14 protein-coding genes are annotated in these 10,424 nt (G+C 63.2%); 6 read left to right on the top strand and 8 right to left on the bottom strand.

Annotation, left to right across the window (positions count from 1 at the left end; genetic code table 11):
• Both AC25M7_RS06130 and AC25M7_RS06125 read left to right on the top strand, forming a co-directional pair.
• Positions 1–168 (top strand): IS3 family transposase (locus AC25M7_RS06130; RefSeq protein ID WP_486970842.1); only part of this gene is annotated, 168 nt, incomplete at its 5' end.
• A 358-nt stretch (positions 169–526) separates the two neighbouring features.
• Complete coding sequence (locus AC25M7_RS06125; protein WP_486970837.1) at positions 527–742, top strand: helix-turn-helix domain-containing protein; 216 nt, start codon at positions 527–529, stop codon at positions 740–742.
• A gap of 509 nt (positions 743–1,251) precedes the next feature.
• On the opposite strand, the gene AC25M7_RS06120 is transcribed toward AC25M7_RS06125, so the two are convergent.
• The gene (locus AC25M7_RS06120) at positions 1,252–1,464 is read right to left on the bottom strand and encodes a hypothetical protein (protein ID WP_036986661.1); all 213 of its coding nucleotides are present in this window, start codon (positions 1,462–1,464) and stop codon (positions 1,252–1,254) included.
• Between the two features lie 103 nt (positions 1,465–1,567).
• Between AC25M7_RS06120 and AC25M7_RS06115 the strand changes: the two genes are divergently transcribed.
• From AC25M7_RS06115 to AC25M7_RS06100, 4 genes are all read left to right on the top strand, one after another.
• Positions 1,568–1,852 (top strand): hypothetical protein, encoded by a 285-nt coding sequence (locus tag AC25M7_RS06115; RefSeq protein ID WP_028692437.1) that lies wholly within the window; start codon positions 1,568–1,570, stop codon positions 1,850–1,852.
• Positions 1,853–1,931: 79 nt separating this feature from the next.
• Positions 1,932–3,092, top strand: coding sequence for a two-component system sensor histidine kinase NtrB (locus tag AC25M7_RS06110; protein ID WP_036986660.1), 1,161 nt, complete (start codon positions 1,932–1,934; stop codon positions 3,090–3,092).
• Between the two features lie 6 nt (positions 3,093–3,098).
• Positions 3,099–4,544 carry an ATPase domain-containing protein gene (locus AC25M7_RS06105; RefSeq protein WP_486970836.1) on the top strand — a complete coding sequence of 482 codons (1,446 nt, stop codon included), beginning with the start codon at positions 3,099–3,101 and terminating at the stop codon, positions 4,542–4,544.
• A gap of 4 nt (positions 4,545–4,548) precedes the next feature.
• The gene (locus AC25M7_RS06100; protein WP_028692435.1) at positions 4,549–4,908 is read left to right on the top strand and encodes a response regulator; all 360 of its coding nucleotides are present in this window, start codon (positions 4,549–4,551) and stop codon (positions 4,906–4,908) included.
• Between the two features lie 76 nt (positions 4,909–4,984).
• On the opposite strand, the gene csrA is transcribed toward AC25M7_RS06100, so the two are convergent.
• The 7 genes from csrA to AC25M7_RS06065 form a co-directional block, all read right to left on the bottom strand.
• Positions 4,985–5,179: a carbon storage regulator CsrA gene (gene csrA, locus AC25M7_RS06095; protein ID WP_023628788.1), complete on the bottom strand. Its 195-nt coding sequence runs from the start codon at positions 5,177–5,179 to the stop codon at positions 4,985–4,987.
• Positions 5,180–5,431: 252 nt separating this feature from the next.
• On the bottom strand, positions 5,432–6,454 hold the full coding sequence (locus AC25M7_RS06090) for a DNA topoisomerase IB (RefSeq protein ID WP_028692434.1): 1,023 nt from the start codon (positions 6,452–6,454) through the stop codon (positions 5,432–5,434).
• Positions 6,455–6,512: 58 nt separating this feature from the next.
• Positions 6,513–7,604, bottom strand: a complete 1,092-nt coding sequence (gene modC / locus AC25M7_RS06085) for a molybdenum ABC transporter ATP-binding protein (RefSeq protein WP_028692433.1) — start codon at positions 7,602–7,604, stop codon at positions 6,513–6,515.
• A 1-nt stretch (position 7,605) separates the two neighbouring features.
• Positions 7,606–8,286: a molybdate ABC transporter permease subunit gene (modB, locus tag AC25M7_RS06080; RefSeq protein ID WP_069016824.1), complete on the bottom strand. Its 681-nt coding sequence runs from the start codon at positions 8,284–8,286 to the stop codon at positions 7,606–7,608.
• Entirely contained in the window at positions 8,286–9,044 is a 759-nt protein-coding gene (gene modA / locus AC25M7_RS06075; protein ID WP_486970835.1) for a molybdate ABC transporter substrate-binding protein, read from the bottom strand. The genes modB and modA overlap by 1 nt, the downstream gene beginning before the upstream one ends.
• Before the next feature lie 103 nt (positions 9,045–9,147).
• The gene (locus AC25M7_RS06070; protein ID WP_241412140.1) at positions 9,148–10,212 is read right to left on the bottom strand and encodes an NAD(P)H-dependent flavin oxidoreductase; all 1,065 of its coding nucleotides are present in this window, start codon (positions 10,210–10,212) and stop codon (positions 9,148–9,150) included.
• Between the two features lie 34 nt (positions 10,213–10,246).
• Positions 10,247–10,417, bottom strand: a complete 171-nt coding sequence (locus AC25M7_RS06065) for a hypothetical protein (RefSeq protein WP_088851781.1) — start codon at positions 10,415–10,417, stop codon at positions 10,247–10,249.
• Positions 10,418–10,424 lie beyond the last annotated feature (7 nt).

Genomic DNA, 10,424 nt, shown 5'->3' with positions numbered 1-10,424 from the left:
CGGGAGCGAATCCGACGAAAGATCTACGCAACGCGTGACGAAGCCCGAAGTGATATTTTCGATTACATCGAGATGTTCTATAACCCCAAGCGTCGACACGGTAGTGCTATGCAGCTGTCGCCAGTAGAGTATGAGAAACGCTATTTTCTGAGCTTGGAGAGTGTCTAGGAAACCAGGGGCTATTCACTTCGCTGTATTTGCTTCATACAGATGGTGTGCGGTGGAAAGTTTTTATCGTAGAGTCGGCGCGGGGTGATCCATTGCGGCGATGATCAATCCTCGAGTACCCAGCCCCCCGCAGCTCTCATTCACCGTTCAGTGGGTTTTCAATTATCTCTATAAAGGTATGCGTCTGGCATACCTATCTGTGTTTGCTAGGGTTTCAGGCCAGTCAGTGAGTATGCTGCTGACACACCCTTTGAAAATGTGTCTCTCGTGCCTTGACGGTTGGCTGTGCAAACATTTAGCTTTAATTGACGCCTAGGGAGGGGTGCTTTAGTGAAAGTGAATATTTGAGAGGGTTTTAATGATCGCGGCTGATAAATTGGCTAAAGAGTTTCTCGACGTGCATGATACTGCAGACGTCCTTGGTGTGTCAAAAGAAACCTTGAGGTTTTGGCGGTATACTAATAAGCACGCGAAAGAAATTCCTGCGTTAAAGCATGTTTCTCGTCGTATTTATTACCGCACCCAAGATGTTGTGGCATTTTCCAAAATTATGTATTGCCCATCTGGTTGCTGACCGCTACCGAACCGCGAGCATGATGCTCATACAGACCATGGCACGATGCTCTGGCTAGCAAGAAGCCCAGATCGATCTGGGTTTTTTTGTGCCTGGAGGGCGGGTTTGGTAGCCGATTTAATGATGGAAAAAATTTTAGAAAATATAAGATTTTTCGAGGAGGAGGCGCTTTGGGCTTACGAGAGCTGAGGAAAGCTTACGAGAGCTGAGCTTAATTTTAGGTGCCGGCTACCAAATGGCTACCAAGCTCTCAAAAAGACCAAAAATAATGAAGGATATAGAGGATGAGGGCAAACGCTAGAAGCTTGGTTGTACGTGGTCTACAGCCCTTTATGTGGGTGGAATGGCATGACATAAAAGGTGTTGACAGTCAGCAGATTTTAAGTCTGCTGTGTATACCAATTCCACCACACTCGCACGATAGGCCGGCGCGCTGCATAGCAGCGGGGCCTGGCAATCAGGCGCGCTTTATAACCCATTGTTATAGAAGCGTCAACTGGCCCTGGGGTTCAGGGTTCGATGCTGCGGGCGATGTCGCGCATGTCGCAGGCCGAGTGGCGCAGGGCATCGACATGCCCGTCCATGGCCTGTGCATCGGCCTCGTGAACCGAGTGACGCAGGAAGCGGGCATGGCCATCCAGGGCCTGGCACAGTTCGTCGAGTTCGCTGGCGTTGCGCACCAGATCATCCTGCAGCCCTTGCATGCGAAAGTTCGAAGTCATGTCGGGTCCTCGTGGGATCGGGGCGGGGCCCACTATAGGCCAATTGACAGCATGCCGCCATTACGCCACTGTTCAGGCATTGGATCCAACGGGTCGTGTCGCCATGTCATCGCGTTCCTCCTATCCAGAGACAGCACGGCGTGTACAGCCGAAGCTGTTCTGGCGGCTGCTGTTCCTGCTTGTCTGCCTGCTGGCGGCATTCCTGTACGCCGGCTTCATGAGCCTGGGCGGCTACCTGCTGATGCTAGGGCTCGACCTGGACCACCCCGAACCTCAACGCTTCCTGGCATTGGGCGGCGGCGTGTCGATCCTGTTACTGGGACTGTGGCTGTTGAAGGTGGCGATGCCGCGCCGTCTGGTGCCGACGGTGGTGGAGCGTGAGCACTGACGATCGTCGCCTGAAGGACGGTGTCGGCGGGACTTTGGCTACGCTCAATATGTCCTTTCGCGGTGCTTGTGGAGCTTGCATGGTGTCGACAGACCGCCCCACTCATTCGGTAATGCCCGAGGCGCGCTACGAGCAATTGGTCCAGGCCGTGGTGGACTATGCCATCTACATGCTCGACCCGACCGGCCATGTGGTGTCGTGGAACGCGGGTGCGCAGCGAATCAAGGGTTATCGTGCCGATGAGGTGATCGGCCAGCATTTCTCGTTGTTCTTTACCGATCAGGACCGTTCTGAAGGGCGCCCACAACAACTGCTACGCCAGGCCCTGGAAGAAGGCAAGGCGCAGGACGAGGGCTGGCGCGTGCGCAAGGATGGCACGCAGTTCTGGGCGCTGGCGGCGCTGGATGTGATCCGTGATGAGCATGGCGAGGTCATCGGCCTGGCCAAGGTCACCCGCGACATCACCGATCGCCGCGAGTCCGCGCTGCAATTGGACGCCATGCGCGCGCAGTTGTTCCAGGCGCAGAAGCTCGAAGCCTTGGGACAACTGACCGGAGGCCTGGCCCACGATTTCAACAACCTGCTGACGATCATCATCAGTTCTGCCCGGCTGGCCTCTGGCAACCAGGATCCGGCACGCGTGCGGCGCCTGCTCGAACATATTCTCGACGCCGGGCAGCGCGGTACCCAACTTACCCAGCAACTGCTCAGTTTTGCCCGGCATCGGCAACTGAATGTCACCAGCATCGCGCCAGCCCAGGTGATCGACACCACTCGCGGGCTGGCGGAGCACGCGTTGCCCAGGGACATCGAACTGCTGCTGCAGGTGCAGCCGGACCTGCCGCTGATCGAGGTGGACGCCGGGCAGCTGCAGATGGTCCTGCTCAACCTGGTGTTCAATGCCCGCGATGCGATCGCGACGACGGGGCAGATCCATCTGACGGCCGAAAGCGTCCGCCTGGCCGGCGAGGTGGAGGGGCTGCATGGGCGCTTCGTGCGCTTCGATGTGCGTGATGACGGGCAGGGTATCGACCCCCAGGTGTTGCCGCGCATCTTCGAGCCGTTCTTCACTACCAAGGCCTTCGGCAAGGGCACCGGTCTCGGCCTGAGCCAGGCCTATGGTTTCGCTCGTCAGAGTGATGGCGCGATCAGCGTGTCCAGCCGCCCCGGTGAAGGCACCTGCATGAGCTTGTACCTGCCCGCCCGAATGGGCGACGATACCCCATCGAGCGACGGATAGACCATCATGGTAGAGCAACTCAAGCGACTGGCCACCGGCATCAAAGGGCTTGATGCGCTGCTCAAGGGCGGGCTGGTGGTCGGTGCGTCCTACATCGTCCAGGGGCACCCGGGCTCGGGCAAGACCATCCTCGCCAACCAGCTGGCCTGCAACCATGTGCGCGACGGTGGCCGGGTGCTGGTGGCGACCCTGCTCAGCGAGTCTCATGAGCGCTTGTTCCAGTACCTGTCGACGCTGAGCTTCTTCGACCCGGCGCTGGTCGGTGACAGCATCCAGTTCGTCAGCGCCTTCGATACCCTCGAGCAGGATGGCCTGGATGCGGTAGTCAGGCTGTTGCGTCAAGAGATTGCGCGGCAGCAGGCCACCTTGCTGGTCGTCGATGGCCTGCTCAACGCCCGCTCACGGGCGGAAACCAGCCTGGATACCAAGAAGTTCGTCTCCGAGCTGCAGGGGCATGCGGCGTTCGCCGGTTGCACGGTGCTGCTGCTGACCAGTGCCCGGCTTGAGGAGGGCAGTCCCGAGCACACCATGGTCGACGGCGTGATAGAGCTGGGCGAACACCTGGTCGGCAGTACCGCGGTGCGGCATGTCCAGTTGCGCAAGACCCGCGGCAGCGGCGCGCTGTCTGGTCGCCACGAATGCCAGATCGATGAGTCGGGGTTGCAGGTCTATCCGCGCCTTGAAGCGCTCTACAGCCGCCCCAGCCAGCAGGGTGCGCAAACCCTGGCGCGGGTCGCCACCGGGGTCGCCGACCTGGACGGCATGCTCGGTGGCGGGCTGGCCGAAGCCTCGGTGAGCTTGCTGATGGGGCCATCCGGCGTGGGCAAGACGGCTTTGGGCATCGCGTTTCTCGCCGCCTCGACGAGGGCCGCACCGGGTCTGCATTTTGGATTTTACGAGACGCCGGCGCGACTGCGCCTGAAAGCGTCCGCTCTGGGCTACGACTTGCCTGCGCTGGAGCGCGAGGGGGCGGTGCAACTGAGTTGGCAGCCGACCACCGAAGGCCTGCTGGATCAACTCGGCACGCGCCTGCTGGCGCAGGTCGAGGCATTGGGCGCGCGACGCGTGGTGATCGACAGCCTGGGCGCCTTCGGCCGTTTGGCGCTAGAGCCCGCCCGCCTGAATGCGTTCTTCCGCGCGCTGACCGGCGAGCTGCGTGCCCGTGGCGTCACGGTGCTGCTGACCTGGGAGATGCGCGACATCTTCGGTGCGGAGATCACTGCGCCGGCTCCGGACCTGTCGAGCATCGTCGACAACCTGATCCTCATGCGCTTCGCCGAGCTCGACGCACAACTGCATCGCGCCCTGTCGATCATCAAGGTGCGTGACAGCGACCACGATCCGGCCTTGCAGGCATTGAATCTGGGGCCGACAGGCATCAACCTGGCGCGGGCATTCGATGGCGCCAGCGGCGTGCTCAGTGGCTCGGCGACATCGCCAGGAGACCGCTAATGGGATGAGCAGCATCCTGATCGTCGACGACGAGTACCTGATCGCCGATATCCTGGGATTCGCTCTGGAGGATGAGGGCTACCTGGTGGAAAAGGCCAGCAATGGGCGCAAGGCGCTGGAGGCCTTGAGAGAAAAGCGCGTGGACCTGGTGATCACCGACTACATGATGCCGGTGCTCAATGGCGAGGAACTGTTGAATGCGATTCGTGACGAACTGCTGCTGACGGACCTGCCGGTGATCCTCATGAGCGGTGCCCAGGCCAGCCAGGGCCGGGCCTGCCCCGGAAGGTTCGCGGCGGTGTTCGACAAACCCTTCGACATGGACCGAATGATCGCCACGGTACGCGAACTGCTTGGCGCCTGAGGTTCGCAAGAGGCTCCCCGCATGGGCGGGCAATCGATCAGGCGCATCCGTGCGGCATGATGCGGTTGGTTTGGGGTTACTCGTCGTTGCTTTTTTCCGGCGCCGGGCTGCCGGCCTGGATCCGCTTGTAGATCTCTTCACGGTGCACCTGGACATCCTTCGGTGCATCGATACCGATCCTCACCTGCATCCCCTTGACGCCCAGAATGGTGACTTTGATGTCATCGTCGATGACGATGCTTTCGCCAACCTTGCGTGTGAGTATCAGCATGTATTTCTCCTTGGTGATGTAGAAAACCGCCGAGCCTGATGGTCTGCGGTGGGAGCCTGTCCCTCTTCCTTCTCATTAAAGACGCTTTCGGCGGATAGTAATTCCCCGACAGACAAATTCTGTTATCGATCTTTAGTTGCAGGTGCCAGTGGGGGTGCTACGCATTCCGCTGGCCAAGGTGCTCAGTGGCAAGGATAGGGTGCTTGGGTCCATATGGGAAATTTCTCTGCTCGATGAACTAAATAGTTGGGGTCAATGATCGTTTTGGCGCGCAAGCGCCTGGAGAAAGCGCAGCAGTGACACTTCCTCGAGTTCCAGGCCCTTGCGTGCCCGCGCGCGGGGCAGGTCCGCCAGGCGTCCGAGTTGGAAGTGTTCGAGTACGGCAGGGTGGATGTAGCAGCGTCGGCACACCGCTGGCGTGTTGCCCAGTCGCGCCGCCACCTGGCGGACGGTGTCGGCGACCTGGCGCCTGGCCTCGCTGTCAGGTTCCCAGGCCAGTGGCCGCAGCAGGCTCAGGGCAAGGCTGCTGCCGGCCCAGGTGCGGTAGTCCTTGGCGGTGAAGTCGGCGCCGGTCAGTTGCTGGAGAAACTGGTTGACCTCGGTCGAGCCGATGCCATGGCGCTGGCCCTGTTCGTCCAGGTACTGGAACAAGGCTTGGCCGGGCAATTCCATGCAGCGCTTGACCAGCCCGGCCAGGCGCCGGTCGGTCAGGGTGACGTTGTGCTCGACTCCGCGCTTGCCACGGAACTGAAAGCGAATTTGGCTACCCTTGACCTGCACATGGCGGGTGTTGAGCGTGGTCAGTCCGTAGGAGCGATTGGCGCGCAGGTATTGGCGGTTGCCGATGCGGATCAGCGTACTGTCGAGCAGGCTGATCACCAGCGCCATGACCTTCTCCCGGCCCAGCCCCGGGCAGGCCAGGTGCGCATCCAGTTGCTTGCGCAGCTTCGGCAGCGCTTCGGCGAAGGCCAGCATGCGCCCGTACTTGTGCTGGTCGCGCAGCTCGCGCCATTGCGTGTGGTAGCGGTACTGCTTGCGCCCCCGGGCATCCCGGCCGGTGGCCTGCAGGTGGCCCTGTGGATCGGCACAGATCCACACATCGGTGTAGGCCGGCGGGATCACCAGGGCTGCGATGCGCGCCAGTGTGTCGGCATCGCGGACACGCTGGTTGCTTGCGTCGAAATAATGAAAGCGATCGCGCCAGCGCCGCCGGGTCAAGCCGGGCTGGCTGTCATCGACGTAGTGCAGGGCGGCAGGGAGCGGGCAGTCGGGCATGGGGGCGGTCCATGAAGGGCACTCTTGCTGCAATGGACAGCGCCGGTTGCGTCATTGCTCAGCCCAGCAGCGCTACCGACTTGATCTGCGCCCAGAGGGTCTGGCCCGGCTGCACCGCGAGCTGATCCGCCGAATAGCGGGTGATGCGCGCCAGCAGGGCGTTGCCGGCGGCGTCCAGGCTGACCAGCACATGGGCGGGGTTGTCCGCCGGGCGGCATTCGCGGACTCGCACCGGCAGGCGATTGAGGATGCTCGAGGCGCTGTCGGCGGTCAGTGCCAGGCTGACATCCCGGGCCTGGACCTTGAGCCGCAGGGTGCTGCCCATGTGCAGCCCCGGGTGGGCGATGCGCAAGCGCTGGCCGTCACTGCCGGGCAGGCGTAGCTCGAACAGCTGGTAATGCGGATCGTGACCTACCACCACGCCTTCGAGCACCACGCCGGCATCCTCGCCCTGGGCCAGCGGCAGGTCGAGGCGCGCCAGGGTCTGGCCGATCGGCCCGCTGGCCACGGCCTTGCCCTGTTCGAGCAGGACCAGGTGGTCGGCCAGGCGCGCCACTTCGTCCTGGGCATGGCTGACGTAGATCAGCGGAATGTCCAGTTCGTCGTGCAGGCGTTCCAGGTACGGCAGGATTTCCCGCTTGCGCGCGCTGTCCAGCGCGGCCAGGGGTTCGTCCATCAGCAGCAGCCGTGGGCTGCTGAGCAGGGCTCGGGCGATACCGACCCGCTGCGCCTCGCCACCGGACAGGGTCGCCGGCTTGCGTGCCAGCAGGTGGCCGATGCCCAGCAGTTGGCAGGCCTGCTCCTGGCTGATCTTGCGCGCCTCGGGGGCGATGCGGCGCCAGCCGAACTCGAGGTTGCCGCGCACCGACAGGTGCGGGAACAGGCTGGCCTCCTGGAACACGTAGCCTACCGGCCGCTGGTGTGGCGGGATGAAGTGCCCGCGCGCGCTGTCTTCCCAGACCTCGCCATTGACCTCGATGTAGGCGCTGGCGGCCCGCTCCAGGCCGGCCAGGCAACGCAGGCACGAGGTCTTGCCCGAGCCGGAATGGCCGAACAGGGCGCTGATGCCGCGTCCGGGCAGGTTCAGGTCGACGTCCAGGGTGAAGTCGTCACGCGCCAGTTTCAGACGCGCCTGTATCGATGTACTCATGTCAGCTCCAGCCGGCCTTGCTGCGACGGCCTGCATAGAGCATCAGCAGCACCAGGAACGAGAACACCAGCATGGCTCCGGCCAGCCAGTGCGCCTGGCTGTATTCCATGGCTTCGACATGATCGAAGATCTGCACCGAGACCACCCGGGTCTTGTCGGGAATATTGCCGCCGATCATCAGCACCACGCCGAACTCGCCCACGGTGTGGGCGAAGCCAAGAATGCTGGCGGTGATGAAGCCGGGGCGCGCCAGCGGCAGCACCACATGGATGAAGGTATCCCACGGGCTGGCCCGCAGGGTGGCGGCCACCTCCAGCGGGCGCTGGCCGATGGCGCCGAAGGCGTTCTGCAAGGGCTGCACCACGAAGGGCATGGAGTACACCACCGAGCCGATCACCAGCCCGGTGAAGCTGAACACCACGCTGCCCAGGCCCAGGGCCTGGGTGGCCTGGCCTATCCAGCCATGGGGGCCGAGGGCCAGCAGCAGGTAAAAGCCGATCACGGTCGGTGGCAGCACCAGCGGTAGGGCCACCACCGCGCCGATCGGTCCGCGCAGCCAGGAGCGTGTGCGCGCCAGCCACCAGGCGATGGGCGTGCCCAGCACCAGGAGAATGGCGGTGGTCAGGCTGGCCAGCTTGATGGTCAGCCAGATCGCGCTCAGGTCACCGGCGTCGAGCGGCATCAGAGCTCATAGCCGTAGGACTTGATCACCGCGGCGGCCTTTGGACCCTTTAAGTAGTCGACCAGGGCCTTGGCGGCCGGGTTGTCCTTGCCTTTGTTGAGAATCACCGCGTCCTGGCGGATCGGGTCATGCAGCTCGGCGGGCACGATCCAGGCGGAGCCTTCGCTGACCTTGCCATCCTTGTAGATCTGCGACAGGGCGACGAAGCCCAGCTCGGCATTGCCGGTGGAAACGAACTGGAAGGCCTGGGTGATGTTCTGGCCTTCGACGATCTTCGCCTTGGTGGCTTCGGTCAGCTTGAGCTTGTCCAGCACCTGGGTGGCGGCCAGGCCATAGGGCGCGGCCTTGGGGTTGGCAATGGACAGGTGCTTGTATTCGTTCTTCTTCAGCACGTCGCCCTTGGCGTCGACGTAGCCCGGCTTGGCCGACCACAGCGCCAGGGTGCCGATGGCGTAGGTGCAGCGTGAGCCCGCGACGATTTCCTTTTCCTGCTCGAGCTTGGCCGGGGTGCTGTCGTCGGCGGCGAGGAACACTTCGAACGGCGCGCCATTCTTGATTTGTGCGTAGAACTGGCCGGTAGCGCCGTAGGCGGCGACCAGCTTGTGGCCGGTGTCCTTCTCGAAGTCCTTGGCGATGGCCTGGATGGGCGCTGTAAAGTTGGCCGCTACGGCGACATGGACTTCATCGGCCTGGGCGGCGTTGACGGCGATCAGGGTGGCCAGGGCACTTAAGGCCAGGTGGGGCAGACGAATACGCATGTAGACGGCTCCTAGGGGCGGCGGATTATCGTTATGGCTTGAACTATATAGCGATACGCCATCCGTCGGGAAGAGGGTGCCTGAAAGTTTCTTGATCTATTGGTCAGCTTTTTGTTGGCCGCCCGGCAATGACTCGGGTCAGCTCACCCGCCGGCATGTGACGCCCAAGGCGCAGCGCCTGTCCGGACCACAGGTTGCTGAAATCGGCGTTGCCCTGCGGGTCGGTGATCGCCCGCAGTGGCATCAGCGCGCCGCCGGCCAGCGGGAAGCGCGGGGCGAGGGCGCTCATCGGCCCCAGCTCGCGCATCAGGCGGTTGTTGATGCCACGCGCCGGGCGGCCGGTGAACAGGTTGGTCAGCGCTGTATCGTTGGCGGACGCGCTGTCCAGGGCGCGGCGGTGCGCTGGGGACACCTTGGCCTCTGGGCAGAACAGGTACGCAGTACCGACCTGCACCGCCGAGGCGCCCAGGGCCAGGGCGGCGACCAGGCCGCGATGGTCGCCGACACCACCCGCCGCGATCACCGGCAACTGCACGGCATCCACAACCTGGGGCACCAGGGCGAAGGTGCCGATCTGGCTGTTGATGTCGCTGTCGAGGAACATGCCACGATGGCCGCCGGCCTCGTAGCCCATGGCGATGATCGCGTCGCAGCCATGCTGTTCAAGCCACCGCGCTTCCTCCACCGTGGTGGCGCTGGACAGCACCTTGGCCCCGGCTGCCTTGACCCTTCGCAGCAGCTCGGGCGCCGGCAGGCCGAAGTGGAAACTGACCACCTCCGGGCGCAGTTCCTCCACCAGCTGGCAGCTCTGTTCGTCGAAGGGCGCGCGATTGGACACCGGCGTCGGCGCCTCGAAGTCCGCGCCGACTTCCTCATAGTAGGGCTTGAGCGCCTGCTTCCAGCGGGCGTCGCGCTCGGGGTCCGGCGGCGGCGGCTGGTGGCAGAAGAAGTTCAGGTTGAGCGGGCCCCGGCAGGCGGCGCGAAAGGCCTCGATCTCGCCGCGCACCTGCTCGGCGGTGAGCATGGCGCAGGGCAGGGCGCCGAGACCGCCGGCGTTGCCGACGGCAATGGCCATGGCCGAACCGCTGGCGCCGGCCATGGGCGCCTGGAGAATGGGCAGCTCGATACTCAGCAGGTCGAGGATGCGACGGTCTTGCCGGGTGCTCATGGACGACTCCTTGAGTGCGGGGCGTGCTGCGTGGTTACAAGGCCTTGCTGACCTGGATGTCGCTGATCTTGTCGACGTCGTCGCCGTGGATCTTGCGCAGCGCTTGCTGCGCCTGCTCGAGGGAGGCGTCGGGCATCTGGGCGAAGTCCCAGCGGCGCTCGCCGTCGAGCTTGTACTTGATCACATATTTGATGGTCTGGGTCATGCGGCTA

The sequence above is a fragment of the Pseudomonas sp. P106(2024) genome, assembly GCF_057480815.1.
The sequence above is the reverse complement of the archived record's forward strand: the minus strand, read 5'-3'. Positions and strand labels throughout refer to the sequence as shown.